Consider the following 26,809-nt stretch of genomic DNA (forward strand, 5'->3'; position numbering starts at 1 on the left):
ATCAGCAAATAGAAGCTGTTTACGAAGGAAAGGAATGAATGATTATGGAAAAAGTAGCATTAGTAAGTCCGTTAAGAACCGCCGTTGGTTCTTTTAATGGAACACTTGCACCTTTAAGTGCCCCTGAACTTGGCTCGACCGTCATAAAAGCATGCCTTGCTCAAAGTAATCTGGAGGGTTCTTTTATTGATGAGGTTTATTTTGGAAATGTACTTCAGGCAGGCAGTGGCCAGAATCCTGCCAGACAGGCCGCATTAAAGGCCGGGATACCGATTGATATACCAGCCTCAACTATAAACACTGCCTGCGGTTCAGGGCTTCATACGGTAGCCTTGGCCTATAATGCAATTCAGGCAGGCCAAAGCAGCATTGTTTTAGCCGGAGGAATGGAGAGCATGTCAAATGCACCCTATCTACTAAAGGATGCCAGAAACGGCTACCGGCTTGGCAACGGAGAACTTTATGATAGTCTGGTCAGTGATGGCCTCACCTGCCCTATCAATAATTACCATATGGGAATTACTGCAGAAAATGTTGCGGAAAAATATAATGTTACAAGGCTTGAGCAGGATGAGTTTGCCTATGAAAGCAACAGAAAGGCAACGGAAGCAAAAAACAAGAAGGCTTTTGAAAGCCAGATTGTGCCTGTTATAATTAAACGGAAAAAGGATGAAATCTGCTTTACGGAGGATGAACATGTAAGGGCAGACAGCAGTGTGGAAAAGCTTTCCGGTCTAAGAACAGCATTTAAACAGGGAGGAACAGTTACTGCCGGTAATGCTTCACCGATAAGTGACGGAGCAGCAGCCGTACTTGTAGCTTCCGAAAGCAAATGCAGAGAACATAACTTAAAACCTTTAGCTTATATCAAAGGGTATTCACTTGTTGGGGTAGATCCTGCCTATATGGGTATCGGCCCGGTGTATGCAGTTTCATCCCTTCTTAAAAAGCAGGGACTATCCGTAAAGGATATTGATCTTTTCGAATTAAACGAGGCATTTGCCGCACAGGCATTGGCAGTATGCAAGGAACTTGGAGTCAACAGGGAGAAGGTCAATGTCAATGGTGGTGCAGTAGCAATCGGACATCCGGTAGGGGCAAGCGGCGCCAGAATATTGGTCACATTAGTGCATGAAATGATACGAAGCTCCGCCCATTATGGTGTAGCATCCCTGTGTATTGGTACAGGCATGGGCATAGCAATGTTAGTAGAGAATGCATTAATCTAAAATGGAATCTTTTGATGATGATACCGCTGATAAGTTCTTTGCAGTTTGAATGACTGCATAATCAGCAAGTCAGAAACAGCTTAAAAAAGAGAGGGATATGTATGAATCAAAAAGATATTCGTTTGCTGCAATCCATGCCTGCTGCCAGCCCCAGCTACGGCCGCCCGCCGTGCCGTTTCATAAACCGTGAGTATTTTACCATCAGTTATGAATCAGACCCGGATTCTATCCGGCAGGCAGTTCCGGAGCCTCTTCAGCCGGATGGAAGTAACATTGTTTTATATGAATGGATTAAAATGCCCGATTCGTCAGGGTTGGGAAGCTACGAGGAAAGCGGTATTGTAATCCCATGTACTTTCAAGGGAGAGCCCTGCAATTTTACTGCTCAAATGTATTTAAATAATGGACCCGCTATTCTCGGCGGACGTGAAATCTGGGGATTCCCTAAAAAATGGGGTCATCCCAGCCTCAAAGTCGAAGAAACGGAAACACTGACCGGTACATTGTACTATAATAACACATTGGTTGCTATGGGAACAATGCCTTTCAAATACAATGTACTGGATAACAATGCAGTTGCTAAGACCATAGGGAAAACACAAATAAATCTGAAATTAATTCCCGATGTTGACGGTAAGCCTAAAATTGCCCAGTTAGCAGCTTATAACCTGGAAGAGGTTACTGTAAAAGGTGCATGGTCAGGACCGGCCAGACTGAGTCTGATACCTCATGTCAACGCTCCAGTAGCGGACTTGCCGGTCAAATCCTGTATTGAGGGAAAGCATTTTATTGCAGATTTAACTTTACCCTATGCAAGAGTATTGCATGATTATTTAAAGTGACGTAAGGAGGCTTGAGGTATGAAAAGTAAATTAACAACAGCGCAGGAAGCAGTCAGCAGAGTAAAAGAGGGAGACACCATTATGATTGGAGGCTTTCTCAACGGAGGCCATCCGGAAAATCTGGTAAAGGCTCTCGTCGAAACAAACTCTGCCGGCGATTTAGCTATAATTTCCAACGATACAGGTTCACCGGATTTATCTATTTACCAGCTTGTAAAAAGCGGGCGGGTAAAAAGAGTATTTGCATCCTATATTGGCTTAAACCCTGAAACAGGGAGACTCCTTATGTCAGGAGAAGCAGCAGTACAGCTTTTCCCCCAGGGTACTCTTGCCGAAAAGATACGTGCCGGCGGAGCCGGACTTGGCGGCTTTTTAACACCGGTAGGTGTAGGAACGGTGGTAGAAGAGGGTAAAAAGAAAGTAGAAATAGATGACAGGGAGTATTTACTTGAGATGCCCCTCAGGGCAAATGTAGCATTAATCAGGGCAAGACAGGCCGATGAAGCAGGCAATCTCGTCATAAACGGTTCCTCCCGCAACTTTAATATTGTAATGGCCTCAGCTGCAGACTATGTAATTGCAGAGGTGGATGAATATGTAAAGACAGGGGAAATCGACCCAAATCATGTCAACGTTCCCGGAATATTTGTTGACGCTATTGTAAAGGTGGGATAAGAGTATGAATAATAGAGAGTTTATTGCAAAAAGGATAGCAAAGGAACTGAAAGACGGTGATGTTGTAAATCTTGGAATCGGAATGCCCACCATGGTCGCAGACTATATACCGGAAGATGTTCATATAATGCTGCAGGCAGAAGACGGAATTCTCGGCGTTGGCCCGAGAGCAGTGCCAGGGGAGGAAAACCTCGATTGCATAGATGCAGGTGGAAACTACGTTACTACAGTAAAAGGAGCCTGCTATTTTGATAGCTCGACCTCCTTCTGCATCATTCGGGGAGGTCATGTGGACATAACTGTTCTGGGTGCCCTGGAGGTTGATGAGGAAGGCAATGTTGCCAACTGGATGGTTCCGGGAAAAAAGGTACCTGGCATGGGAGGAGCCATGGACTTGGTCGTCGGTGCAAGAAAGGTGATTTTAGCCATGGAGCATGTGAACAAGAACGGAGCACCGAAAATCTTGAAAAAATGCAGGCTGCCGCTGACAGCTGTAAATGTGGCAAAGACCATTGTAACGGATATGGCAGTTATTGAAGTGGTCCCTCATAAGGGATTGGTGCTAAAGGAAGTAGCTCCGGGCCTGACACCGGAAGACGTTCAAAAGGCAACGGAAGCCAGACTAACGATATCACCGGATCTAAAGGTGATTGAAGTATAGGAAGAATTCCATTGGAGTTCGTTAATTAAAAGAGGTCACAGCAAGGCTGTTTAACTGATCCAGCATTTATAAACAGTGTAAAGATACAGTTGTTGGATGACAGCAGCTAAACATTAATTGCTAGATGCAGTTGTCGGATTGCAGCAGCTGAACAGTAACTGTTAGATTACAGTTGTTGGATGGCGGCAGCTGAACAGTAGCTGTTAGGTTGCAGTTGTTGGATGGCGGCAGCTGAACAGTAGTTGTTAGATTGCAGTTGTTGGATGACGGCAGCTGAACAGTAGCTGTTAGATTAAAGTTGCTGGATTGCAGCAGCTGGACAGTAACTGTTAGATTGTAGTTGTTGGATGGCAACTATCAAGCATTAACTGTAGAACGGCAGCTATTAGATTGCAACAGCTAAAAATAACTGTTATACAGCATTTGCTGTGACCAAAAAATATTATTAGAAACTCGTAGCAATTAAAATCCAAAATCCTTATCCACTATACGTGTTACTAAATATCAGCCTGTATTACCAGCGAAGAAATAGGCTATCAAAATAAGGTGATGTAAAAAATGATAAGATTGAATGAGTATATTATCCAGAAGCTTAGACTTTATAATGTTATCTCGGAAGAAGAGGTAGAAATATATAAATTCGGAATTGAATGTTTCATTTTAAAACTAATTCACTGTATATCTTATATAGGGATAGCCCTCTGTTTAGGGATGGTGCCTGAGCTAATAGTGATAGGAGGAGTATTAATTCCGCTGAGAAGAAGCGCAGGGGGATTTCATGCAAAGACAAAGGCAGGCTGTTATATATTTTCCTGCTTTTATGTTTTTCTGCTCCTTTTACTATCAAAAGCCGCTATAATTCAATGGGCTTGGTGGGGGGCACTGGTTTTGGCCGATGGAATAATTTTTTTCATGTCTCCTGCAGACAATGATAATAAGAAGCTGGACATCTTAGAAATCCAGCATTACAGAAAAAAATCACGGTATATTCTTTTGGCAGTAAATATTGGCTGTATTGTATTATTTATGCTTCATTTTAATAAAATAGGACAACTATTGTGCTGCGGAATTTGTGCTGCGGCATTTCTATTGATACTACATAAAGTAACAACCTTAACTCAAACTTCTCATTTATTTAAGGCCCTGGGCGCCTTAAAAAATTCTAATAGCTGATGAATAACTCTAATCTTGTAATCTATGCAAATTTCAACCATATTATGTCACCAACATTGGCAGATTTCATAAGATAATATATATCTTATAAAGGAGTTTACCAGATGGATAACTACAGACGTCCGATGTATCCCCAGAATGGCAGAATGGGCTATAATCAGAATCAGCAGTATGGCTGTGGCGTTACGCCGGTTATGGAAGCTGCAAAAGGCGGCAGTTGTGAAAATGTAAGCAGTGTTGATAAATGTCTTGACAAATTACCTCTTGCAATGTCTTATGTTCCCATGCAAAAGTGGAGAAATATCTATGATACAGGAACAGCATTAAAGGTAGGTACTATTTTCGAGGAGTTGGATTTACCTTTTCTTGGAGCCGGCAATATGTGCGGAGGAAGAGGAGGCAGATATGACAAGTAAAAGCAGAGACCAGTTAATGTGTATTATAACAGAAGCCAGCTTTGCTCTTGACGATGCAAAACTCTTTCTGGATACTCATCCCTATGACAAAGAGGCTTTGGAGTATTATCAAATGTATAGACAGATTAGAAATGAAGCCATGGAGGAATACAGGGACTGTTACGGTCCTCTATCAGCCTATGATGTGGCTCCCTCCAATATGTGGACTTGGATTAATGACCCCTGGCCATGGGAAGGAGCGTGCTGATTATGTGGAACTATGAAAAAAGACTTCAATATCCTGTAAACATTAAGAACCCAAATGCTTCAACTGCAAGATTCATTATCACACAGTTTGGAGGCCCTGACGGCGAGCTGGCAGCATCCCAGCGTTATCTCTCTCAGAGATATGTTATGCCTTATAATGAAGTAAAGGGAATTTTAACAGACATCGGAACCGAAGAGCTGGCCCACATGGAAATTATTTGTGCCATTGTACACCAGCTTACGAGAAATCTTTCCATTGAAGAAATCAAGGCTTCAGGCTTTGACACCTATTTTGTTGACCATACGGTTGGACTTTGGCCGCAGGCAGCCAGCGGCACACCTTTTAGTGCCACTGTATTCCAGTCAAAGGGTGACCCGATTACAGATCTTCATGAGGATATGGCAGCAGAGCAGAAGGCAAGAACTACCTATGATAATATCCTTCGTATGATTAAGGACCCGGATGTTATAGATCCCATACGTTTCTTAAGGGAAAGAGAAATCGTTCATTTCCAGAGATTCGGTGAATCTTTAAGAGTAGTTCAGGATAATCTGGATTCTAAGAATTTCTATGCGTTCAACCCTGCCTTTGATAAACAGTAGATAAGAAAAAGCAGAAGAAAGGGAATTTGCAAATGCAGGTTCCCTTTCAGTATGTATAGGATTGTATATTAGATTTTGATTAAAGCATTCTACAAAACTAATATCAGTTTGTTTAAAAAATAATTAACATACTTGCATTTATTGCAAATTATGATACTATTATGACATATACTAATGGTGCAGATAATATAGAGTATAGAGCATAAAACAAGAAAGAATATAAAAGATAGAAGGAGGTAAAAAATGGATTTTTTTGAGAAGGTTGGAGATACCATAACAGGGAAGAGTAAGGAAATCGCTAAAAAGGCTAAGGAAGTAACGGATATAGCCAAGCTGAGCAACCAGGTAGGCAGTGAAAAGGATAAGATAAATAAGAATTATGCAGAGATAGGCCGTGCTTATTACAATGCCCATCTGCATGAGGAAAATTATGATTATGAGGGGCTTTGCGGTGAAATTACAGCCTCCATGGATAAGATTGAAGAGCTGAAGAAAGGCATCCAGGAATTAAAGGGAACCAAATGCTGTGAAAACTGCGGCGCTGAGCTTCCGAAGGATGCGGTGTACTGTTCAAGCTGCGGAACCAGAGTAGAAGAGGAAGACCTTTAAGAAATAGAAAAGGAGGAGCTGTTGCAAAAAGAAGAGCAAATACCGGATATCGTAGGCATAGGTGAATCTATGCGCGGTACCTGGTATGAGCATTCTTATTTGCAGCAGTTCCTTTTTTATTTGCGTGAAAGCGGTATTAAAAATCCAAAGCCGCTTCAAAGGCCTTGATTTTTACATACCTGTTAACACTTTTTAAAGACAGGGATGTATTCAATGGGTGCATCACAAGTGATTGTTTGGCCGCCCTTATACTCTTTTCCGTCGTTAAGGTTTTTCCATAGGCCATCCGGCAGATATACATTTCTGGAATACTGATTTGCATATAACACCGGTGCCACCAGGTATTCGGTGCCGAACATGTATTGATCACTGATTTCCCAGCACTTTTCATCCTGTGGAAATTCATAGAACATCGTTCTCATCAGAGGTGCCCCTGTTTCACTGGCTTCCTTCATCAAATCCAGAATATAAGGCTTCAGGGACAGACGAATTTTAAGATTTTCATTCATAATCTCAAAGGCTTCATCACCATAGCTCCACATTTCATTGGACTGCCCTGTAAATAAATAGCCACCTCCGTGGTCCTTATCCGACAACGGGGTTATATTATGAGGCTCCCTGTCGCCATGCATCCTTAGTACCGGACTGAAGACTGCAAACTGAAACCATCTGATCAGAAGCTGAATAAATTCCGGGTCGTTGACATCTCCTCCCATAAATCCACCTACGTCGGTGGTCCACCAGGGAATACCGGTCAAGCCGATATTCAGGCCTCCCATCAGCTGGTCACGGAAGGATTCAAAGGTACTGCGGACGTCCCCGGACCACACAAGGGCGGCATATTTCTGGCTACCGGCCCAGGCACTGCGTACAAGATTAACAATACCGGGTTCTTTTTCAGCTTTCAGTCCGTCATAAAAGGCTTTAGAGTACATCAGAGGGTAGATATTGCTGACTTTTAATGCAGGTCCCAGATAATAGCGGTAATTGTCAAAGTCATATACGGCATAATCCGGTTCCGCATTATCCAGCCAGAACATATCGATTCCGAATTTGTAATAATTCTCCCTGCACTTTTCCCACACAAAGCTTCGGGCTTCCGGATTCATGGCATCAAAGGAGACACAGTCGCCGTTAAAGTCATAGGTTTGTATTGTGCCCCTTTCAGTTCTGATCAACAGGCCCTTTGCATACATTTCCTCAAAGTTCGTGCTCTTACGGTCAACGGATGGCCAAACGGAAACCATGACCCGGGTGCCCATGGAGTGCAGCTCGTCTACCATGGCTTTAGGGTCCGGCCAGTATTCCGGATCAAAGCACCAGTCACCCTGCCGTGTCCAATGGAAGAAATCAATTACAATAACATCCAGGGGTATGCCAAGCTCTTTATATTTCCGGGCTACCTCAAGGACTTCCTCCTGTGTGCGGTAACGCAGTTTGCACTGCCAAAGTCCAAGCACATTTTCCGGAATCATGGGAGCTCGTCCGGTAACCTCTGTATAGTTCTTAACAATCTGAGCCGGGGAATCGTCTGCCGTAATCCAGTAATCCATCTGATCGGTCATTTCGGCATGCCATTCGGTATAGTTGTTACCAAAGGTAACCTTTCCAACAGCCGGATTATTCCAGAGAAAACCGTAACCCAAATTAGAAATAGCAAAGGGGATGGATATCTGGGAATTTCTCTGGGCCAATTCCAAAATACAACCTTTCTGATTCATATAAGCGTGCTGGTATTGCCCCATGCCATAAATTTTTTCTTTATCATTGCTTTCAAACCGTAGATTAAGACTGTAATCGCCGCCGATTATCGGCGCAAATTCCCGGGAAGTTACCTTTAGGCAGCTGCTTTCCCTGCTTTCTGTTCCAGAGTAATTACGGTAATATTCCCGGAGGATTATTTCATTATCTTTATAAAAGGTAATGACCCCGGCAGCATTTACACGGGCACGGATGCTTCCGTTCTGTATGGCAGCTTCCTCTTCGCGGATGGAAATATCGGAATTACCGGCTGCGGCAATATCGGATAAAGCCCAGTTGTTGCTGCTGAAATCGGGGTATAAGGTGGAGCGTACACGCAAAGAATTCTTTCCCCAGGGCTCGATTTTAAGGGTTTCGTTTTGCTGCCTGCAGATCAATGCCCGGTCTTTTTGGTTAAAAAACATAATTGCACCTCAATTCATTATATTATATACTAACAGTATAATGATTTTTGGATACATATTCTTTAATTATATTGACTGATATTAACACGATTTGAATATTTCCTGTATTGCGATGAATGGGAGACTTTATATGGAACATGATTTTCTCAAAGAAAAGATTCCCTACGGGAATAATTTCTTTCCCTTGAAAATCCATGAGTTTGAAACGGACATTAAAAATGATATTATAAGGTAAAATTGCGACCTTTAGAATCACATCTGCTGCTGTACAGATACCAAAAATGATACTATAACTTAAAATTGTGAGCTTTAGATTTACATCTGCTGCTGTACAGATATCAAAAATGCTATTATAGCCCTACAGGCACCATGTGTCCTTTTTAGCACAGAAAAGGCATAGGGTTCGACCTGTGCCATATGCCACCCGTGGACAGCTCAGCCTGATTCAGTCAGATGCATCATTAAAAAAGCGTGTTGCAAAGCTACTTAAAAAGTAGTATGCAGCACGCTCTTTATTTTGTTTATTCAGATTCCGATATTTTCTGCCTGATGGCCGCTTCCACATAGTGGGCGATATCGTTGGACTTCATATTCTTATAGTCATCATAATCCAAAGGCTTTAAATAATGTATCTGAACACCAACCTTTTTGGTAGAATGGGTATCAAATACCTTATAGGAATCAAGAATAGCCAGGGGAACAATAGGGCATTTGGCATTCATGGCACATTTAAAGCTGCCGCCTTTAAATTCCTGAATCTGATTCCCGTTTTTAGACCGGGTGCCTTCGGGGAAAATCAGATAATTCTTTCCCTGCTTTACTTCTTCGGTCACTTCGTTCAAAATCTTTATGGACTGGCGTACATCTTCCCTTACAATGAATTTTGAGCCGAGAATGGTAAAAACGTCACGAAGGAAGGGAATATTCTGAATTTCTATCTTTGATACGGTGGCAAAGGGCTTATCATGGGTCTCCAGCAGGAGAAGTGCATCGAACAGTCCCTGATGATTCCCATAGAGCACATAGCCAGTTTCTTTCGGAAGGTTTTCCGTTCCTGTACAGGTTAAGGTCACCCTTCCCCGCTTGTTTGCTTTTACTGTTACATTGTGCAGAAAAGCATATTTTTTTTGGTCACTGAATTTTTCCGGATGTTTCTTGTATTTATTTAGCAAAATGAGCCAATATGGCAATTGAAAGATACTCTTAAGTACCATCAGAAGGATTCTTTCCATTGTACCTCCTACGCATATTCCAGGACTGACTGCCTTGTGTTGATTTGACAGTCATCCATAGGCTTAACCAATTTTTGTTACTTTACTGTCATTATAGCAGAAAGGTTAACATAATGAAATAGGCAGGATAAAAAATTACATGATGTCGTAACCCTTTAACATCCGGGCTCTGCTGGGATGTCTTAATTTCCTTAAGGCCTTGGCCTCTATCTGACGGATACGCTCACGGGTAACATTAAATTCTTTACCGACTTCCTCCAGGGTTCTGGTCCTTCCGTCCTTTAATCCAAAACGAAGAATCAGGACTCTCTGCTCCCTCTCTGTGAGAGTTTCCAAAAGCTTGGATATCTGGTCCTGCAGTACGGAATAGGAGGCGGCATCCTCCGGTCCCATGATGGAGTCATCCTTTATAAAATCTCCCAGGTGGCTGTCATCCTCTTCTCCGATTGGAGTATCAAGGGAGATAGGGTCAGCAGAAACCTTTTGGATTTCTCTAACCTTTTCAACAGGGAGCTTCATGGCATCGGCAATTTCCTGCTCGGTTGGTTCCCTTCCCAAGCTTTGCAGTAAGCTTCTGGATACACGATATGTCTTGTTAATGACCTCAGACATATGTACCGGAATACGGATAGTTCGGGACTGGTCGGCAATGGATCTGGTAATAGCCTGACGAATCCACCAGGTAGCATAGGTACTGAATTTGTAACCTTTACTGTAATCAAATTTATCAACGGCTTTAATCAGGCCTAAATTACCCTCCTGGATTAAATCCAGAAAAGAAAGGCCGCGGCCTACGTAACGCTTAGCAATGCTTACGACCAGTCTCAGGTTGGACTCTGCCAGTACCTGCTTGGCATGTGCATCACCTTCCTCAATCTTTTTGGCAAGCTCAATCTCTTCTGCTACAGAAAGCAGGGGATAGCCTCCGATTTCCTTTAAATAGAGTTTTACAGGATCATCGGACATAGTACCAATCATGGATAAATCGTCAAAGTCTAAGAGGGCAGCTTCATCGCTGTCTTCCAGCTCCAAGATAATTTCATCATCAGGCTCATCTTCTTCAACGGGATTTAAGATGACGATATTATGTGCCTCAAGATACTCATATATTTTATCGATTTGCCTTACTTCAAGGTTCATCTCTTTAAAAAAATCGTTAACTTTCCCTACATCCACTACACCCTTGTTTTCATTGGCATAGGACAGTAGTTCTTTAAGTCTTTCTTCAAAATTATGTGTTGCTTCGCTCATCATATTCCTCCATGGGTCTCATTGAATTAGCACAATACGATAAAAAAAGAAACCCTTTACAAAATTAAGTGTCCCATAAGTCATAGTATGATTAATCATGGGACATTTCATGCAAAATATTTAGTAAATAAGTTTCATGGGACAAAATTACCACCAAATATCATTATAGCACAGGCTGTCCGATAAGAAAAGATAAATTTTATCAAGAAAACCAAAATATCTCGAAAAAGGTACATGGGGATTTTTTCATTTGTAGTTCCGTCTGAAATTATGGCGAAAGATGAATGGTATTAACGTTCACAATCTGTCCTATTCTCTTTAGAATAAAGTATGAGGCAAGCTGTGAAAATATCCATGAATTTAAAAAAGAACAATGGTCTTGACAAATCACAGAAAAATCCTCTATTCTTAAAATATTCCAAGAGATATATCAAGTATAAATAAAGGAGGTTTAGTATGCCCTATATCAGTACAAAAACAAATATCACAATCCCAAAAGAAAAAGAATTAATAATAAAAGAGAGGTTAGGGAAGGCTATTGCTATCTTACCAGGCAAAAGCGAAAGCTGGCTTATGCTGTCCTTTGAGGGGGACGTAAGTCTTTATTTTCAGGGAAAATCCGATAAGCCCATTGCTTTTGTAGAGGTTAAGCTTTTTGGAAAGTCCGGTAACGAAGCCTATAACAAGCTCACTTCTGAGATTTCTAATATCCTGAAGGAAGAGCTTTCCATTGACCCCGGTCAAATATATGTAAAGTATGAAGAGGTAAGCCACTGGGGATATAACGGAAGTAATTTTTAAGAGGAGGGGCGGTTGCAGTAATTGCAACTGCCCTGCATTTTTTACAGCCTCCGTGGCTTAAATATACGCCGTACTTTATGGATTGGGTGCCAGCCCAAAATAATTCAGCAGTCCCTGATAGATAGCATAGGCAAAATCATATTGTCTGTTTCTAAGCTTTTGATTGTCTTCATAATTGGTGATGTAACCCAGTTCAATAAGAACAGCTGGCATATTTGTCCGTCTCAATACATAGAGGGAAGGGTTTAAGCGGACTCCGTTGTTAAGGGTTCCAAGCCTGTCAACAATGGCCAGGAGAATACGTTCTGCCAGATAATAGGACTGGGTATAATTCTCGTAAACATAGCATTCGGTTCCGTTTAATGCCGGGTTGTCGCTTGCGTTGCAGTGAATACTGAGAAAATAGTCTGCCGGCCAGGTATTGGCAAGGCGTACACGTTCTGCAAGACTGGAAGTATTGCTATAGCCTAAAGATTGTTCCGGGCTGGTTCTGGAAGTACGTGCCTCAAAGCGGGGATCTGCATTTAAGATATTTGCCAGGTAGATTCCTACCTGATAGGTAACATCCTGCTCTCTCAGACCAAAACCTTCCGCACCTGCATTGACTCCTGAGGGATTGTGTCCCTGATCTATAAAAATTTTTATAGGCAAGATAATACTCCTTTTCATTCTATTATTACATCATATTCAGTTATTTTTTATTTGCTACTGCAGTAAGGAATAAATTCACGTAAAATATCACAGGATTAATGGCTGTGTTATTTATCAAGCTCAAACAGTGGCACTGCTTTATCTAGTCACGTTTCCTGCCACTTAAGTGTCATAAGGAACCTCTTGAGACAAAACTCCAAAACAACCTCCCTGGTCATCTGTGCATATCCATTATTTGGTCTCATGCATTTGTTGTAAAAGCCACAGTGTTTAGCCTTGACAGAAAACAGGTAAAGAGTATAATGTGATATGTGCATATGCACATTTACGCAAAAGGCCTGAGATGGTTAGAAGTACACCTGTCAGCGGAAAGGAGCTTTCTTGCCAGGAAATGAAAAATGCAGATTTATCTGTGCAGAATATAAACATAGAACCTTAAACCCGGAAACAGAGGGAAAGGCTTATACCGACATACAGATTGATGAGCTGGAAGCCTTAAGGTTATGTGACTTTGAGGGAATGGATCAGGAAATGGCAGCCCATAGCATGAATATTTCCAGAGGAACTCTCCAGCGTATTTTGTATGCGGCAAGACATAAGGTTGCGGAAGCCCTTCTGGAGGGCCGGGGCATCATAATAGCCGGGGGAAATTACCAGGTTTCGCCGGGGTGCCGGTGCAGTATGAAATGTAAAAAATGCAGAAAAGAGGTTATGGAAAATGAGTGAAACATATGAAACACAAAGCAGCTGCGGAGACAGCTGTTCCAGTTGTCAGGCTACCTGTTCATCCAGAAATAAGGAAAAGGACGATATGAAGGAAGCGCTGAATCCCTACAGTAAGGTTAAGAAGGTTATCGGTATCGTAAGCGGAAAAGGAGGGGTTGGAAAGTCCTTTGTTACTTCCTATCTGAGTGTGCTGATGAACAGAAAAGGCTGCCACACGGCTATTTTGGATGCGGATATTACCGGTCCTTCCATCCCAAAAGCCTTTGGGGTGCATGAGAAGGCAAAAGGCAATGAACTTGGCATCTTTCCTGCCATCAGCAAAAACGGTATCAAAATCATGTCTGTGAACCTGCTCCTTGAAACAGAGGATACTCCTGTCATCTGGAGAGGACCTGTTATTGCAGGAACAGTAAAGCAATTCTGGACGGATGTTCTTTGGGATGACGTGGATTATATGTTCGTAGATATGCCTCCCGGAACAGGAGATGTACCTCTTACGGTATTTCAGTCCCTGCCGGTTGATGGAGTTATTATAGTGACCTCACCCCAGGAGCTGGTATCCATGATCGTATCAAAGGCTGTGAATATGGCAGAGGCTATGAATGTACCGATTCTTGGTATCGTGGAGAATTACAGCTATCTGGAATGCGGTAACTGCGGAGAGAAAATAAGTGTTTTCGGCACCAGCCATGTAAATGAAACCGCAGAGAGATTCCATCTGCCGGTTCTGGGCAGGATTCCCATTAATCCTTCCATTGCCGAGGCTGTTGATAAAGAAAGAATTGAAGAGCTGGAAGGTCCCTGGCTTTCTGATGCAGTAAGCGTCTTAACAGCTATGTCAGGAGAGAAAAAGGAGGAAGGCGGGAAAGAAGAGGACAGCAAGGGCTTTCTTCGAATTGCAGTGCCTACCGACGGTAAAAATAATGTATTCGGTCATTTTGGAAAAGCTTCGGAATTTACCCTGTATGAAATTAAGGATAACGAACTGGAAGGAAAAGTAATTCTTTCAGCCGAAGGAGAAGGACACGCCAAAACCGTGGAAATGATGAAAAGAGAAAAAATCAATGTGGTAATCTGCGGAGGAATCGGTATGGAAGCCATGGAAGGCCTTATGGGAGGTAATATCCTTGTTATTCCCGGTGCCACAGGAGATGCCGACGTGGCAGCAGCTGCTTATCTGGACGGCAGCTTGGAGGACAGCGGTAAGGCAGTCTGTTCCTGCAAGGGAGAAAACCACGGACAGGAGGAAGGCGGCTGCAACTGCCATTAATGCTTCTTATCAAGTAAGGCCGCCCGTTTAACGGCATCCGTTCCATATTTTTCACGTATACTGTCAAGCGCTTTGTCAAGCTTCTCTCTCTTTTCATTTTCCTGATAGGAGAAGAGGGAGAGCTGGGTATACTGGCTCTTTTCCTCAATCTTTCCGGCTCTGACGCCCAGGAGCCTTAAAGGGGAACCCTTCCAGGATTCCTTTAAGAGCTTGCAGGCAGTCTGGTAAATTGTATCCGTAGAATTGGTAGGGAGGGGAAGAGTTTCCTGGTGGCTTTGGTTGTTAAAGTCACAATCCCGCATTTCCACGGTGATACAGGAGGCCTTTACATTCTCCTTCCGGAGTTTTGCCCCGACGGTCTCACTTAAGAGCAGCAGCACCTGCCTGGCATTGCTAAAGTCGGTGATATCCTCAGACAGAGTGAGGCTGTTACTGATGCATTTCGCGGCAGCAGGGGAGATTCCCACGGGACTGGTATCGATGCCGTTGGAATAGGCATAAATGAGTTCTCCGTGTTTTTTCCCTAAATGGGCTTTCAGAAAGGCGGGGTCTGTATTTGCAATATCCCCAATGGTACGAAGCCCCAGGCTCTTTAATATCCGGGCAGAGGAACGGCCCACAAAGAAAAGTTCATTTAATGGAAGAGGCCACATTTTTTTCTTGATTTCAGAGGGGAATAATGTGTGTATTTTATCAGGTTTTTCGAAATCCGATGCCATTTTCGCCAGGAGCTTATTGGAGGAAATACCGATATTTACTGTGAAATGAAGCTCCTCTCTTACACGGTCTGCAATTGTCATAGCAGTCTTAAGGGGAGTTGAGCCAAAAGGAATGGCTCCGGTCATATCCAAATAGGCTTCATCAATGGAAAAGGGTTCAATGTCAGGGGTATACTGATGCAGCAGCTCCTGCAGGGACTTGGAGTATTCCTCATACAGGCTGTGGTGAGGCGGAACCAGGTGAAGGGACGGACATTTTTTTAATGCGTTAACTACCGGTTCCCCTGTACTGATACCATAGGCCTTCGCCGGATGGGATTTAGCAAGAATGACACCATGACGGGTCTTTAAGTCTCCGCCCACAGCGGAAGGGATGGTCCTTAAATCAAGGGCGTCCTTATCAAGACTAAGCCTGTGGACAGCTTCCCAGCTTAGAAAAGCGGAATTGACATCAATATGAAATATTAATCGCTCCTCCATCGAATTCTCCCTGTGTTTCAAAAGTTTGCCTGCTTACATACTGATTATATAGTGATTTTGACCTTTAAATCCATTATAACACAAACGTACATTCGCATAAAGAAAAACTTTAAAAGGACCTGTGAGAAATAAATGAAAATAACGAACCTGGAAAATTATATTTTCTTTTTACCATAAATGAGGTATAATAACATAAGGTTATATTTAAGCTAACAATATTTACACAAAATGGAGGTATGAATATGCTAGTATCAGCAAAAGATATGCTTAATAAAGCAAAGGCCGGACATTATGCAGTAGGCCAGTTCAATATTAATAACCTTGAGTGGACAAAGGCAGTTCTTTTAACAGCTCAGGAATTGAATTCCCCGGTTATCCTGGGAGTATCAGAAGGTGCCGGTAAATATATGTGCGGTTACAAAACCGTTGCAAGCATGGTAACAGCTATGATGGATGAATTAAAGATTACTGTTCCTGTTGCACTTCATTTGGATCACGGCAGTTATGAAGGTTCTTTTAAATGCATCGAAGCCGGATTTTCTTCCATCATGTTTGATGGTTCCCATTATCCGATTGATGAAAATATTGAAAAGACCAGAGAATTAGTAAAAATCTGCAAAGATAAAGGACTTTCTCTGGAAGCAGAAGTAGGATCTATCGGCGGAGAAGAAGATGGCGTTATCGGTGCCGGTGAAGTGGCAGATCCCAAGGAGTGCAAAGCAATTGCAGATCTTGGAGTAACAATGCTTGCTGCAGGTATTGGAAATATCCATGGAAAATACCCTGCTAATTGGACAGGTCTTCGCTTTGATACCCTGGATGATATTCAGGCTTTGACCGGTGATATGCCTCTGGTACTTCACGGCGGTACAGGAATTCCTGATGATATGATCAAGAAGGCAATTTCTCTTGGCGTTGCTAAGATTAATGTAAACACAGAGTGCCAGCTTTCCTTTGCAGCAGCTACACGTAAATATATCGAAGAGGGCAAGGACCTTTCCGGTAAGGGATTTGATCCCCGTAAGCTCTTAGCTCCCGGCTTTGAAGCTATTAAGGCTACTGTAAAAGAGAAGATGGAGCTTTTTGGTTCCGTAGGAAAAGCTTAATAAATTTAATAAATAAGATACAGCTTATGAAAGCCTGTGAAAAATGGTCCTTGACCTTTTTTCACAGGCTTTTTTTCTTTCCTGGAGCGGAGTTATAGAATTGAATGCATTGGTTATAATAATAAAACCTTCCCACCATATTGCTGCAAAGTATGCGGCTGTCCATGGCCGCAGGAAAACAAGCGGTAGTGCTTGAAACTATGAGTGAACTGTGAGAACTGCTTAAACAAAGAGCTGCTTAAACAAAGAAATACTTTAACAAAGAGGTGCTTTAATAAAAATATCCATGTTTTAAATATCCTACGATGATGAATCACCTTTTTGGCGCAGAATGTAATACAATTTATTTCTACATTGTTCTCTTACAGCACATCATAAATTTATAAGTGCATGATAGTGCAAATGTATAAAAAAACAGTAATATTTATTAATGAATTACTACATACGAAATTTGTATTTTGTATTGCATAATTGAGCAATAGTAAAACTATATAATCCCTGCATCATGAAAAACACCCTCTAATAGCAAAATAATGTTAAAAATACAAAGATATATGCAATATAAATGAAAGATAAAAGCACTATAAACAAAATAAAAATGCACGTAATATTGACATAGGAAAGAGAATAAACTATAATAAATTCAGCAAGAAGAGCAAATTTAACTCGCAGATATATTGCGTTAAATTCAGCACATTATTGTGCAATAATAAGCATAATGAAAAAGGAGATTTGACATGGGAGAAATAAAGATGCTGGCAGACAATCTGCCCAATATACCCTGGCAGGAAAAGCCTGCGAATGCAGCAGGACCTGTCTGGAGATACTCGGAGAACCCGATTATCGGAAGAAATCCATTAAAAGGGGTAGCCAGAATATTTAACAGTGCAGTGGTACCTTACCAGGGCAGGTTTATCGGTGTATTCCGCGGTGAACAGACCAATGGTGTGCCCCACCTGTTTTTGGGACACAGTGAGGATGCTATTCACTGGACCTATGATGAGGAGAAAATTCCTTTTGTCAATGAAAAGGGTGAGCCATATATGCCAAGATATGCTTATGACCCCAGACTGATAAAGGTCGAGGATACTTATTACATTATCTGGTGCACTGATTTTTACGGTGCGGCTTTGGGACTTGCAAAGACAACCGATTTTAAGACCTTTGTAAGACTTGACAATCCCTTTCTTCCCTTTAACAGGAACGGTGTGTTCTTCCCCAGAAAGATTAATGGAAATTTCATGCTGTTATCCCGTCCAAGCGACAGCGGCCATACACCCTTTGGTGATATCTTCTTAAGTGAAAGCCCTGACCTGGTATACTGGGGAAAGCATAAGCATGTTATGACCAAGGGAAATAACCAGTGGTGGCAGACACTTAAGATTGGCGGCGGTGCTGCTCCTATTGAAACAACGGAAGGCTGGCTTTTATTCTACCATGGCGTGACCGGAACCTGTAATGGCTATGTATACAGCATGGGTGCTGCTATTTTAGACAGAGAGAATCCTTCTATTGTAAAATACCGTGCCGGTAATTTTATTCTTACACCGGAAGAATGGTATGAAGAAAGAGGCTTTGTAGGCAATGTCGTATTCCCCTGTGCCACTCTTCAGGATGCTGCGACAGGAAAAATTGCTATTTATTACGGAGCTGCTGACAGCTATGTAGGGCTTGCTTTCACGACCCTTGATGAAATTGTTGCCTTTGTAAAGGAAAACAACGTAAAAATCGGTGACGATGACTCAATCGGAATCATCTGATTATCCTGTAAGCATTAAATAATCATTCGTAAGAATCCTGTATGTAAGAAGCCTGAAGGGGCTGCTGCAAAATAGAAAATTTATTCCAGATACCTTGCATAAATTCTTTTATGTATACGATATCCGGTTTAATTATTCTATTTTATAGCAGCTCCTTTATTTTGTTCTGTACAGAGGCCAGTAGATTCGCTTTACAAGGGTAATTCACCTATAATTATTATTAAGATATATAAAATCAATATTAAAACATACGAATCATTAGTTTTAATGGTTTCGCATAATTTATTAGTTAGGACTGCTTTAGCAGATAAGTGCTATTTATTATTGAAAGAAGAAGGAAGCATTCCGGTATATTTCTGAAAGGTTTTTGAAAAATGGCGGACACTGGAATATCCCACTGCCTCGGCGGCCTGTTTAACAGATAATTCAGGGTTATTCTGAAACATTTCCTTTGCATGCTCCATTCGGACCTTTGTAACAAAATCAATATATTTCTCACCGGTCTTTTCATGGAATAGCCGGCTTAAATAGGTGGGAGATAAATTGAAGCATTCGCTGACATAGGAAATACCCACGTCCTTTGCATAATTTTTGTATACAAAGTCTTTGATCTTTATAATATCGCCGGTGGTCTTAAGAGCAGTATTTGTACTGGTTATATTTAAGCTGGATATAAGCTCCTGGATAAGGCTGGTATAGCTTTTCGTAGTAAAAGTATGGTTTAAAATGTCGGCTAAATATTGGTAAAATAACTTTTGGTCAATGACAGGGAAGATTTCTGCCATATCCTTATTCCGGTAATATTCCGTAAGCAATTGCTTATAGGTTCCGATATCATAGGACAGATAACTATCCAGGAGGGTTTCAAAGGCATCATAAAAGCTAAGTATCTTCGGAAGGTCCGGCAGTGTCTCAATATTGGATAAAAAGAGCGGCTTGCCATTGGAATACAGGACTCGTATTCCGGCAATGTCCTGTATCCGGAGGCTGAGTAAATAGATTCCTTTTATGGTATCTGAATTGCCATAGAAAATGGAAATGGCTCCTTCTTCAAAATTATGGCAGAGACTTGCCATAAAATGAGTAACTCGGGAGCTGTTTTCCACGGAACAGATAAAGCATAAATTTCCTGCCGTATTAAAAAAGAGACAGTGGTTCAATATGGTATTGGAGGGTTTGCAAAACCCGCTGATGGCACCACAGAGCTGCTGCTTCATGATATGCTGGGTTTCCTTTTTTGTTCTGTTAATGTAGATTTGATACAGGATATAATTTCCCCTGGCGGCAGGAAGAAAGTCGGTATCATCCACGCCGAACTGGTCCGACATATTAAAGGAACGGATAATATCGTTGGCAAAGCTTTTGTTGCTTTGAAGAAAAGTTTCCTGCTGGCTTAGGAGGATACGGTTAAAAAGCTGCCGGAGTGTATGAATGTCTATTGGCTTAAGGATATATTCAAAGGCAGAGAGGGATAATGCCTGGCGGGCGTATTCAAAGTCGGCATATCCCGATAAAATAATCCATATGGTGAAAGGAGACAGGGCCTTACATTGGGACAGTGCTTCCAGGCCATTTAACAAAGGCATTTTTACATCCAGGAAAGCAATGTCGGGGTGCTGCTTCTGGGTTATATAAATGACCTCCTGCCCATTGCGGGCATGAAGATAGGTGTGTTCCTGGGGGAAAAGCTCCTCTAACATCGATTGCAGCCCTAAGCGGACCATTTTCTCATCATCTGCCAGTAAGATAAGCATAATAAATCTCCTTTTCATGATTTCTCAAACGTTCTGAATTCCCTATATTTTGTTTTAGCTATTATTTTAATTCAATCGGAATAATAATATAACATTTCGTTGGCTTTTCAATTCCGCCTCCCATAACAAAAAATGCTTTTGGATTAAACAGCTTCAGGCGTTCTTCTACATTTTGAATGCCGACTCTTTTGGGCGATGAATTGGAAGCAATGAAAGGCAGCCCGGTATTGATTACCGAAATTACTGTCAGGTTATAGCCAAACTTATTTTTAACCTTTATGGCGGTTAATTGTATCATAATCTTTTTATCCGAAGGCTCCAGGGAATGAACAATGGCATTTTCAATCAGGGGCTGGATTAAGAGCTTGGGAATTTCAAAATCCTCCAGTCCAGGCTCCACAAAAATCTGAAAGGATAATCTGTCGTCATAGCGGATTTGCTGTAAGGACAGATAGTCCTTTATAAAGGAAAATTCTTTGTTGATGGTTGAAACAGTAGTGTGCTCACAGGTATACCGGAACAGGTGTGACAGGTTGATAATGGCATTTTCCAGCTGGTTTCTTTCATTGATCCGGTTGAGCGTTATAAATAAATTTAAGATATTATATAAAAAATGAGGGTCTATTTCTGCCTGTAATGCCTGATATTCGGCAATTTTTTGACTGATCTGCAATTTGTACTCATTTTGAATATGGTCATTGATATTTTGTATCATGATATTGAGATTCTCTGATATGGTCTTTATTTCTGAAATGGAGCATAAATCCGTATCGCATTGTATTTCGGCCTCTCCGGCATTGTATTTGGCCATAACCTGCAGAATCGGGTCAATGGAGCCGGATATCTTCCTTGAGGTAAAATGGAACACATAATAAACAGAAACCATCATAAGTAAATAAAAGAAAAGGACAAGCCACAGGCTGACCAGATAGGAGCCATATAAATCCTTTCTGGAGGACAGGTAATAAAAGGTGAAGTTGTTTGATTTGTCCGTATAGGAATAGATATCATAGGTGTCTTTTTTACTGGGAAGGACGGTTGTTTTCTTTGTAAGGAGTTTATAATGCTCTGACAAGTCCGCATTGGTAGAAAAGAGAAATTCACCCGTCGGGGAAAGCAGCAGAATACCTGAGTTTTTACCGATGGATAGCTGGTCCAATAAGGAATAGATAAAATCCATGGAGATATCGATAACAATATATCCGAGGTTCTGTTTTTTATCAACATTTTTTGCAACGCGAATAAGAGATATGACATTTTGCCTGTCTATCCCGTTATTCTTAGTGAATATGACACTGCTGCTGTTTTTTTGCAGTTTCAAATACCAGCCGCTGTTTTTATAATCCGTATATTCCTTGATTTCAAGAGCATTATATTTTTGCATATAAAAATATTTATCCGTATTATTGTGGCAGGGTATAAAACCCATACCCACGATATTTTTATTCAGTAAGGTCATATAGCTGTTCAGGGTTTTACTGTAGGGCTGCAGGTATTGGTTATACAATATCAGATTATCTTCAATGGGAGTGTGATCCAGCATATTGTAAAAATATAAAATATCATTATCAAAGATATAGGATAGGGACATTACTAAATCAGAATTGATATTTCCTGCCAGGTGGGCAGATAAAAGCTCCAGAGTGTTTTTTTGCTCCTGCTTTTGAAAGGACTGTGTTTTGTTGATAAAGGATATAAATAAAAGGCAGATGAGGATAAAGGAAGGTATAAAAAAGGATATAATAAAAGCTTTAAGCTGAACTCTTTTTAAGGAACTTGATTTTTTAGGCATTGTGAAATTCTCCTTTCCCCTATATTATAAACCCGCAAGCAGTGAGAACTCACAGCCGCCTTTGAAGTTCCTGCTCATTTTTAAAAAATTTTCCGCCCATTTTTTATATTTCCTGCCCATTTTTAAATTTCTCACTGATTTTTAATAAATTTCTTAATTCTTCCTGGTTTTGGTCTCCTGAAAAAAGTATCTTCCAGATGCCCTTAATAAATACATAACGGCTGCTTCTTTCTTGCAGTGGGCATGAATATTTACAATACCATATTATACAAAATAAAAATGCTTGTACAGTCTTTCGGAGGATACAGCAAGAAAAGGTACACAAAGCACAAAAATGGATACTTTGAATCGAAGCAGGTGAATGTTATAGTAAATTTACTCATGAGTGATATAAAAAACGAAGAAGGGAAGAGGTCATATGAAAAAGAGAGTATTGAGTTTATTATTATGCTGTATTTTTGTAGTGACATTGCTGATGGGCTGCAGCTCCAAGGGAACAGGCAATACAAACACACCCGGGTCCGAGGGAAATAAAGATAACGGCAGCAATGGAAAGGGAGAGAAGGTAACCCTGGAATGGGAGACAACCGCAACATCTGAAAAAATACCGGTATATCAGGAGCTAATCGATAAATTCACAAAGGAAACTGGAATTAAAGTCGAATTGGTAACACCGGGAAATGATTATGAAACCGTTATGAAAACACGTATGGCTTCCGGAGATTTACCGGATATTTGGGAAACCCATGGCTGGAGCGTCGCACGTTACAGTGAATACTTAATGCCTTTAAATGATCAGAAATGGTTCAGCAGAATCGATGAATCCATATTGCCTGTTATTTCGGATAAAGAGGATAACATCTACTGCCTGCCCCTTACAATTGGAGTTAATACAATTTCCTATAACAAAGATGTATTTAAAGCTGCAGGGGTGGATGCAAGCGCCATCCGTACCTGGAAGGATTTTGATGATGCCTGCGCTAAAATAAAGGCATCCGGTGTTACCCCAATTTTCCTGGGAAACAAAGACAGCTCTACCATAGCACAGCTTTGTGAGGATATTCCTCCGGCCTTTTTAACAACACAGTCCGTTGAAGATAATCAAAAAGAAGCTTTAAAGAATGGAAAATTTGACTTTGCCAAGTATTGGACACCAATCTCCGAAATGGTGGACAGCTGGATGCAAAAGGGATATTTCAACAAGGATGTTTTGACCTCCGATAACGATGCAGGCTGCCAGGCTCTTGCGAAAGGAGAATGCGGTATGATATTTGGAGGCGGAAATAATATTCTGTTCGCACGTACCTATAATCCGGATGCAAACCTGGGATACCTTGCCTGCCCGGGAGTAAATGAGGACGATGTTTCCTTTATCAGTATGGGTGAAGGAACCTGTGTAGGTATGTGGAAAGATACCACCTATCCGGAAGAGAGCAAAAAGTTCCTGGAGTATCTGTCTCAGGTTGAAAATTGTGAAAAAGTCGCAACGAGCAGCGGAGATATCCCCGGCTTAAAAGATGTAAAAAATGAAGATGCTTATATTACACAGGCTTTCCGCGAAGCACAGACTATGTATAAAGGTGATATAGAATACGTTCCGTTATTTGACAGAGAGTATTTACCAAGCGGAATGTGGGATGACCTGGGAGTCGGCATGACGAAGCTGATCATGGAACCGGGCAAAGCAGTGAAAGACAGTGTGGATTATTTACAGGACGCTTATAACAACAAGATGATAAAATAACTAAAATAACTTAGCGGCTTTCCAATACGAGGGAAGGAAGGATCAGGCTGTTGCAAAATGCAGATATTGTTTTCAACAGCCTTTTCTTTTAGGAGTGACATTTATGAGTAAAAGAAATAGAGCTATGAATTTATTTTATATTCCTGCCCTGGTTTTTATGCTGCTTTTTGTTGCATATCCTTTTTCAGAAGCAGTGAGAATATCCTTTACAAAATGGAACGGATATTCCCAGAACCAAATTTTTATAGGGCTGGATAATTATAAGAAGCTGTTCACGGATTCCAATTTTCATCTGGCCTTGAAAAATACCTTGATCTATGGATTCGGGAGCGCTTTTTTGCAGAATGCCTTCGGACTGGCCTTTGCCATATTCCTGAATAGTAAATTTAAGGGGAATTCGATTGTAAGGACAATTATTTATCTTCCGGTTATGATATCCGGACTGATTATGGGATATATTATCTCCTTCTTTGTGCAATACAGGGGAGGCGTTATCAATGAAATAATAGGATGGTTTGGAATGGCCCCCATTGATTATATGGCAAGTGGTGCCCGTGGGGTAATTATCATTACTTTGATTAACAGCTGGCAGTATATTGGAATCAGTATGATTATTTACATTGCCGGCCTGCAGAATATTTCAAATGTATATTATGAAGCCGCAGGAATTGACGGTGCTTCAAAATGGCAGCAATTTAAAAATATAACAGTACCGCTAATAATTCCGGCTATGTCAACTGCTGTTGTTCAAAATATAATAGGAAGCTTAAAATTGTATGATGTGATAATTTCTTTATCAGGGGGCGGACCGGGATTTTCGACCCATTCCCTGTCGACCTACATCAGCAACCAGTACTTTAAGGCACAGAATGCAGGGTATTCTGCGGCAGTCGGAATATTTACATTCCTGTTCATCATGATTGTAGCCACTGCCTTTTCCAGATATTTTACCCAAAAAGAGGTGGAATTATGAGAATGAAAAATCAGTCATCCTGGTGGAAATACCTTGTATCAGCCATTATAATCATTATTTACCTTTTGCCCATATATGTACTGGCAGTCATGTCCTTTAAGGACGTTACGGATCAATCAGGCAGGTTAATGCTGCCGGATATCTGGAATTTTAAGAACTACAGCAAGGTTTTTCTGGAATCGGATTTACTCAGAGCCTTAAAGAACACTGTTGTCATTACCTTTGTTACGGTGGCACTGGAGGTAGTTGTGGCATGTATAGCGGCCTATCCCCTTTCCAGAAACCGCTCCAAATGGAATAAATTTATCCGTACGGTCTTTATGGGGGTTATGATGATTCCATCCCTGAGTATTCTGGTTGGTGTGTATTCCATGCTGGTATCCATGCACGCCATATCAACCTATTGGGGAATTATCATTGTATCGGTGGCATTCGGACTGCCCATGCCCATCTATCTGTACACAAATTTCATATCAACTATTCCGGTTTCACTGGATGAAGCAAGTGCAATCGATGGCTGCAATGCATTGCAGACCTTTTTTCGGATTATTTTTCCCCAGCTAAAGCCGGTTACAGTTTCCGTTATTATATTGAACGGTGTTGGTATGTGGAATGAATATGGTTATTCTCTGTATATTTTACAAAAACCGGCTAAGTACACACTGACCTTGATGATATCCCAATACTTTTCATCAAGCTCTGTCAGTGATTTAAATGGTGCGGCGGCAGCAGCCTGTATTGCAATAGCGCCCATCGTCATAATCTACCTGTTTTTACAAAAGTATTTTGTAGCCGGACAAATCGACAGTGCTGTCAAAGGATAGGAGGAGCTAATTATGTTATATGAATTATTTGGAAAGGGCATCAATATCGGAGGCTGGCTTTCCCAGTGGAATTGCGTACCCGTTCCGCCGGTAGAGGAAGAGGAAATGAAAAAGCATTTTCAGGAATTTATCACCGAGGAAAATATTAAACAAATTGCAGGATGGGGAATGGACCATGTGAGACTTCCGGTTGATTACCGTGTTTTTGAAAAGAGTCCTTCTTCCTTGGAATTTAACAGGGAGGGCTTCTACTTTATTGATTTATGTGCCGATTGGTGCCAAAAGTACGGCTTGAATCTTATTTTGGACCTTCATGATATGGAAGGAAATGTTTATGGTGCAATGGAGTCGCCAATGCCCTTATTAACAGAGGAGGGGCTTAAGAAAAAGTTCTGCCGTATCTGGGAAGAAATCACATTGCATTTCCTGGGTAGAAAAGCACCGGTTATCATGTTTGAGCTGTTGAACGAAGTCTCGGATGGCTCCGGATACCTGTGGAACGAGCTATGCAGGCAGGCGGTCAAGGTAATACGGAATATCGATAAGGACAGGTATATTCTGATAGGAAGCAACGAGCAGAACAGCGCTTTCCGATTAAAGGAGCTGCAATTATGGGAGGATGATAAGGTTTTCTATAATTTCCATTTTTATGACCCTCAGGCCTTTACACATCAAAGAGCCCATTTTTCGGAAGAAATGCTTTTGTATAACAAAGAGATTCACTATCCCGGGGAAATTACCGGGTTTACAGATTTCCTTTTAAGCAACAGAAAATATATACCCAAATATGCAAGGGTATGTATGGAAGACCGGGTGGACAAAGAGTCCATGAGGCGGCTGTTAAAGGATGCCTTTGATTTTGTAAAATATACGGACAGAGAACTGTACTGCGGCGAATTTGGCGTTATCACCGCGGCAAGACCCCAGGATGCGGCGGCATGGCTGAAGGATGTTATGGAATTGCTGGATGAACAAAGGATAGGGCATGCCATCTGGAATTATAAGGAGCTGGATTTTGGCTTTGTCAATATGGAGAATGAGACGGTTTCCAATCTTATCATAAAGGAACTATTTGATAAATAATTAGAAAAACCAAAATAAATATTG

Annotated in this window: 26 protein-coding genes and 1 pseudogene; 20 read left to right on the forward strand and 7 right to left on the reverse strand. The window is 41.3% G+C overall.

Going from position 1 to position 26,809, the window contains the following annotated elements:
- Positions 1 to 44: 44 nt before the first annotated feature.
- The 10 genes from BUB77_RS19725 to BUB77_RS30025 all read left to right on the forward strand — a co-directional run bounded on the left by BUB77_RS19725 (position 45) and on the right by BUB77_RS30025 (position 6,622).
- Entirely contained in the window at positions 45 to 1,229 is a 1,185-nt protein-coding gene (locus tag BUB77_RS19725; protein WP_073278648.1) for an acetyl-CoA C-acetyltransferase, read from the forward strand.
- Between the two features lie 101 nt (positions 1,230 to 1,330).
- Entirely contained in the window at positions 1,331 to 2,071 is a 741-nt protein-coding gene (locus BUB77_RS19730) for an acetoacetate decarboxylase (protein ID WP_073278572.1), read from the forward strand.
- Between the two features lie 18 nt (positions 2,072 to 2,089).
- Positions 2,090 to 2,746: a CoA transferase subunit A gene (locus tag BUB77_RS19735; RefSeq protein WP_073278573.1), complete on the forward strand. Its 657-nt coding sequence runs from the start codon at positions 2,090 to 2,092 to the stop codon at positions 2,744 to 2,746.
- A 4-nt stretch (positions 2,747 to 2,750) separates the two neighbouring features.
- On the forward strand, positions 2,751 to 3,407 hold the full coding sequence (locus BUB77_RS19740; protein WP_073278574.1) for a 3-oxoacid CoA-transferase subunit B: 657 nt from the start codon (positions 2,751 to 2,753) through the stop codon (positions 3,405 to 3,407).
- Between the two features lie 558 nt (positions 3,408 to 3,965).
- Complete coding sequence (locus tag BUB77_RS19745) at positions 3,966 to 4,580, forward strand: accessory gene regulator ArgB-like protein (RefSeq protein WP_073278575.1); 615 nt, start codon at positions 3,966 to 3,968, stop codon at positions 4,578 to 4,580.
- Between the two features lie 104 nt (positions 4,581 to 4,684).
- On the forward strand, positions 4,685 to 4,996 hold the full coding sequence (locus BUB77_RS19750) for a spore coat associated protein CotJA (RefSeq protein ID WP_242962553.1): 312 nt from the start codon (positions 4,685 to 4,687) through the stop codon (positions 4,994 to 4,996).
- Positions 4,986 to 5,243, forward strand: a complete 258-nt coding sequence (locus BUB77_RS19755; RefSeq protein ID WP_073278576.1) for a spore coat protein CotJB — start codon at positions 4,986 to 4,988, stop codon at positions 5,241 to 5,243. Before BUB77_RS19750 ends, BUB77_RS19755 begins: the two co-directional genes overlap by 11 nt.
- A gap of 2 nt (positions 5,244 to 5,245) precedes the next feature.
- The gene (locus BUB77_RS19760) at positions 5,246 to 5,845 is read left to right on the forward strand and encodes a manganese catalase family protein (protein WP_073278577.1); all 600 of its coding nucleotides are present in this window, start codon (positions 5,246 to 5,248) and stop codon (positions 5,843 to 5,845) included.
- Positions 5,846 to 6,088: 243 nt separating this feature from the next.
- Positions 6,089 to 6,454: a zinc ribbon domain-containing protein gene (locus tag BUB77_RS19765; protein WP_073278578.1), complete on the forward strand. Its 366-nt coding sequence runs from the start codon at positions 6,089 to 6,091 to the stop codon at positions 6,452 to 6,454.
- Positions 6,455 to 6,475: 21 nt separating this feature from the next.
- Positions 6,476 to 6,622 (forward strand): hypothetical protein, encoded by a 147-nt coding sequence (locus tag BUB77_RS30025; RefSeq protein WP_170866699.1) that lies wholly within the window; start codon positions 6,476 to 6,478, stop codon positions 6,620 to 6,622.
- A gap of 14 nt (positions 6,623 to 6,636) precedes the next feature.
- On the opposite strand, the gene BUB77_RS19770 is transcribed toward BUB77_RS30025, so the two are convergent.
- From BUB77_RS19770 to rpoD, 3 genes are all read right to left on the reverse strand, one after another.
- Complete coding sequence (locus BUB77_RS19770; RefSeq protein ID WP_073278579.1) at positions 6,637 to 8,619, reverse strand: glycoside hydrolase family 31 protein; 1,983 nt, start codon at positions 8,617 to 8,619, stop codon at positions 6,637 to 6,639.
- Positions 8,620 to 9,140: 521 nt separating this feature from the next.
- Positions 9,141 to 9,851, reverse strand: coding sequence for a lysophospholipid acyltransferase family protein (locus tag BUB77_RS19775; protein ID WP_073278580.1), 711 nt, complete (start codon positions 9,849 to 9,851; stop codon positions 9,141 to 9,143).
- 135 nt (positions 9,852 to 9,986) lie between these two features.
- On the reverse strand, positions 9,987 to 11,102 hold the full coding sequence (rpoD, locus tag BUB77_RS19780) for an RNA polymerase sigma factor RpoD (RefSeq protein ID WP_073278581.1): 1,116 nt from the start codon (positions 11,100 to 11,102) through the stop codon (positions 9,987 to 9,989).
- 456 nt (positions 11,103 to 11,558) lie between these two features.
- Here rpoD and BUB77_RS19785 point away from each other — a divergent pair, with 456 nt between their 5' ends.
- Positions 11,559 to 11,903 carry a phenylpyruvate tautomerase MIF-related protein gene (locus BUB77_RS19785; RefSeq protein ID WP_073278582.1) on the forward strand — a complete coding sequence of 115 codons (345 nt, stop codon included), beginning with the start codon at positions 11,559 to 11,561 and terminating at the stop codon, positions 11,901 to 11,903.
- A gap of 75 nt (positions 11,904 to 11,978) precedes the next feature.
- Here BUB77_RS19785 and BUB77_RS19790 read toward each other — a convergent pair whose 3' ends face one another.
- Complete coding sequence (locus BUB77_RS19790; protein WP_073278583.1) at positions 11,979 to 12,554, reverse strand: N-acetylmuramoyl-L-alanine amidase family protein; 576 nt, start codon at positions 12,552 to 12,554, stop codon at positions 11,979 to 11,981.
- A gap of 381 nt (positions 12,555 to 12,935) precedes the next feature.
- Between BUB77_RS19790 and BUB77_RS19795 the strand changes: the two genes are divergently transcribed.
- The 3 genes and pseudogenes from BUB77_RS19795 to BUB77_RS30910 all read left to right on the forward strand — a co-directional run bounded on the left by BUB77_RS19795 (position 12,936) and on the right by BUB77_RS30910 (position 14,550).
- On the forward strand, positions 12,936 to 13,280 hold the full coding sequence (locus BUB77_RS19795) for a DUF134 domain-containing protein (protein ID WP_073278584.1): 345 nt from the start codon (positions 12,936 to 12,938) through the stop codon (positions 13,278 to 13,280).
- Positions 13,273 to 14,118 (forward strand): annotated as a pseudogene (locus BUB77_RS19800) (P-loop NTPase); the annotation flags it as partial. The gene BUB77_RS19795 and the pseudogene BUB77_RS19800, both read left to right, overlap by 8 nt.
- Positions 14,116 to 14,550, forward strand: coding sequence for a NifB/NifX family molybdenum-iron cluster-binding protein (locus BUB77_RS30910; RefSeq protein WP_334293048.1), 435 nt, complete (start codon positions 14,116 to 14,118; stop codon positions 14,548 to 14,550). The pseudogene BUB77_RS19800 and the gene BUB77_RS30910, both read left to right, overlap by 3 nt.
- Here the strand turns inward: BUB77_RS30910 and BUB77_RS19805 are convergent.
- Complete coding sequence (locus BUB77_RS19805) at positions 14,547 to 15,749, reverse strand: DNA polymerase Y family protein (RefSeq protein WP_073278586.1); 1,203 nt, start codon at positions 15,747 to 15,749, stop codon at positions 14,547 to 14,549. The two genes, BUB77_RS30910 and BUB77_RS19805, sit on opposite strands and share 4 nt — an antisense overlap.
- Before the next feature lie 242 nt (positions 15,750 to 15,991).
- Between BUB77_RS19805 and fba the strand changes: the two genes are divergently transcribed.
- Both fba and BUB77_RS19815 read left to right on the forward strand, forming a co-directional pair.
- A complete protein-coding gene (gene fba, locus BUB77_RS19810; protein ID WP_073278587.1) occupies positions 15,992 to 16,855 on the forward strand; it encodes a class II fructose-1,6-bisphosphate aldolase in 864 nt (287 codons plus the stop codon).
- Between the two features lie 737 nt (positions 16,856 to 17,592).
- Complete coding sequence (locus BUB77_RS19815) at positions 17,593 to 18,615, forward strand: glycoside hydrolase family 130 protein (protein ID WP_073278588.1); 1,023 nt, start codon at positions 17,593 to 17,595, stop codon at positions 18,613 to 18,615.
- A gap of 314 nt (positions 18,616 to 18,929) precedes the next feature.
- Here BUB77_RS19815 and BUB77_RS19820 read toward each other — a convergent pair whose 3' ends face one another.
- Together BUB77_RS19820 and BUB77_RS19825 are read right to left on the reverse strand one after the other, a co-directional pair.
- A complete protein-coding gene (locus BUB77_RS19820; RefSeq protein ID WP_073278589.1) occupies positions 18,930 to 20,369 on the reverse strand; it encodes a helix-turn-helix domain-containing protein in 1,440 nt (479 codons plus the stop codon).
- A 61-nt stretch (positions 20,370 to 20,430) separates the two neighbouring features.
- Positions 20,431 to 22,161 (reverse strand): sensor histidine kinase, encoded by a 1,731-nt coding sequence (locus tag BUB77_RS19825; protein ID WP_073278590.1) that lies wholly within the window; start codon positions 22,159 to 22,161, stop codon positions 20,431 to 20,433.
- 418 nt (positions 22,162 to 22,579) lie between these two features.
- On the opposite strand from BUB77_RS19825, the gene BUB77_RS19830 reads away from it, so the two are divergent.
- The 4 genes from BUB77_RS19830 to BUB77_RS19845 all read left to right on the forward strand — a co-directional run bounded on the left by BUB77_RS19830 (position 22,580) and on the right by BUB77_RS19845 (position 26,785).
- Positions 22,580 to 23,905, forward strand: a complete 1,326-nt coding sequence (locus tag BUB77_RS19830) for an ABC transporter substrate-binding protein (RefSeq protein ID WP_073278591.1) — start codon at positions 22,580 to 22,582, stop codon at positions 23,903 to 23,905.
- A 103-nt stretch (positions 23,906 to 24,008) separates the two neighbouring features.
- Positions 24,009 to 24,878 (forward strand): carbohydrate ABC transporter permease, encoded by an 870-nt coding sequence (locus BUB77_RS19835; RefSeq protein ID WP_073278592.1) that lies wholly within the window; start codon positions 24,009 to 24,011, stop codon positions 24,876 to 24,878.
- On the forward strand, positions 24,875 to 25,702 hold the full coding sequence (locus BUB77_RS19840) for a carbohydrate ABC transporter permease (RefSeq protein WP_073278593.1): 828 nt from the start codon (positions 24,875 to 24,877) through the stop codon (positions 25,700 to 25,702). Before BUB77_RS19835 ends, BUB77_RS19840 begins: the two co-directional genes overlap by 4 nt.
- 12 nt (positions 25,703 to 25,714) lie before the next feature.
- Positions 25,715 to 26,785 carry a glycoside hydrolase family 5 protein gene (locus tag BUB77_RS19845; RefSeq protein ID WP_073278594.1) on the forward strand — a complete coding sequence of 357 codons (1,071 nt, stop codon included), beginning with the start codon at positions 25,715 to 25,717 and terminating at the stop codon, positions 26,783 to 26,785.
- The last annotated feature ends 24 nt before the right edge of the window (positions 26,786 to 26,809 follow it).

Source organism: Anaerocolumna jejuensis DSM 15929, from assembly GCF_900142215.1.
GTDB classification, from domain to species: domain Bacteria; phylum Bacillota; class Clostridia; order Lachnospirales; family Lachnospiraceae; genus Anaerocolumna; species Anaerocolumna jejuensis.

What these genes read in the sequence shown, in the direction of transcription:
- BUB77_RS19815 (WP_073278588.1), top strand. Translation starts at nt 17,593, where the DNA reads ATGGGAGAAATAAAGATGCTGGCAGACAATCTGCCCAATATACCCTGG.
- BUB77_RS19760 (WP_073278577.1), top strand. Translation starts at nt 5,246, where the DNA reads ATGTGGAACTATGAAAAAAGACTTCAATATCCTGTAAACATTAAGAAC.
- rpoD (WP_073278581.1), bottom strand. Translation starts at nt 11,102, where the DNA reads ATGAGCGAAGCAACACATAATTTTGAAGAAAGACTTAAAGAACTACTG.
- BUB77_RS19805 (WP_073278586.1), bottom strand. Translation starts at nt 15,749, where the DNA reads ATGGAGGAGCGATTAATATTTCATATTGATGTCAATTCCGCTTTTCTA.
- BUB77_RS30910 (WP_334293048.1), top strand. Translation starts at nt 14,116, where the DNA reads ATGTCAGGAGAGAAAAAGGAGGAAGGCGGGAAAGAAGAGGACAGCAAG.
- BUB77_RS19840 (WP_073278593.1), top strand. Translation starts at nt 24,875, where the DNA reads ATGAGAATGAAAAATCAGTCATCCTGGTGGAAATACCTTGTATCAGCC.
- BUB77_RS19820 (WP_073278589.1), bottom strand. Translation starts at nt 20,369, where the DNA reads ATGCTTATCTTACTGGCAGATGATGAGAAAATGGTCCGCTTAGGGCTG.
- BUB77_RS19755 (WP_073278576.1), top strand. Translation starts at nt 4,986, where the DNA reads ATGACAAGTAAAAGCAGAGACCAGTTAATGTGTATTATAACAGAAGCC.
- BUB77_RS19770 (WP_073278579.1), bottom strand. Translation starts at nt 8,619, where the DNA reads ATGTTTTTTAACCAAAAAGACCGGGCATTGATCTGCAGGCAGCAAAAC.
- BUB77_RS19725 (WP_073278648.1), top strand. Translation starts at nt 45, where the DNA reads ATGGAAAAAGTAGCATTAGTAAGTCCGTTAAGAACCGCCGTTGGTTCT.
- BUB77_RS19735 (WP_073278573.1), top strand. Translation starts at nt 2,090, where the DNA reads ATGAAAAGTAAATTAACAACAGCGCAGGAAGCAGTCAGCAGAGTAAAA.
- BUB77_RS19765 (WP_073278578.1), top strand. Translation starts at nt 6,089, where the DNA reads ATGGATTTTTTTGAGAAGGTTGGAGATACCATAACAGGGAAGAGTAAG.
- BUB77_RS19740 (WP_073278574.1), top strand. Translation starts at nt 2,751, where the DNA reads ATGAATAATAGAGAGTTTATTGCAAAAAGGATAGCAAAGGAACTGAAA.
- BUB77_RS19785 (WP_073278582.1), top strand. Translation starts at nt 11,559, where the DNA reads ATGCCCTATATCAGTACAAAAACAAATATCACAATCCCAAAAGAAAAA.
- BUB77_RS19745 (WP_073278575.1), top strand. Translation starts at nt 3,966, where the DNA reads ATGATAAGATTGAATGAGTATATTATCCAGAAGCTTAGACTTTATAAT.
- BUB77_RS19835 (WP_073278592.1), top strand. Translation starts at nt 24,009, where the DNA reads ATGAGTAAAAGAAATAGAGCTATGAATTTATTTTATATTCCTGCCCTG.
- BUB77_RS19825 (WP_073278590.1), bottom strand. Translation starts at nt 22,161, where the DNA reads ATGCCTAAAAAATCAAGTTCCTTAAAAAGAGTTCAGCTTAAAGCTTTT.
- BUB77_RS19845 (WP_073278594.1), top strand. Translation starts at nt 25,715, where the DNA reads ATGTTATATGAATTATTTGGAAAGGGCATCAATATCGGAGGCTGGCTT.
- BUB77_RS19730 (WP_073278572.1), top strand. Translation starts at nt 1,331, where the DNA reads ATGAATCAAAAAGATATTCGTTTGCTGCAATCCATGCCTGCTGCCAGC.
- fba (WP_073278587.1), top strand. Translation starts at nt 15,992, where the DNA reads ATGCTAGTATCAGCAAAAGATATGCTTAATAAAGCAAAGGCCGGACAT.
- BUB77_RS19750 (WP_242962553.1), top strand. Translation starts at nt 4,685, where the DNA reads ATGGATAACTACAGACGTCCGATGTATCCCCAGAATGGCAGAATGGGC.
- BUB77_RS19775 (WP_073278580.1), bottom strand. Translation starts at nt 9,851, where the DNA reads ATGGAAAGAATCCTTCTGATGGTACTTAAGAGTATCTTTCAATTGCCA.
- BUB77_RS19830 (WP_073278591.1), top strand. Translation starts at nt 22,580, where the DNA reads ATGAAAAAGAGAGTATTGAGTTTATTATTATGCTGTATTTTTGTAGTG.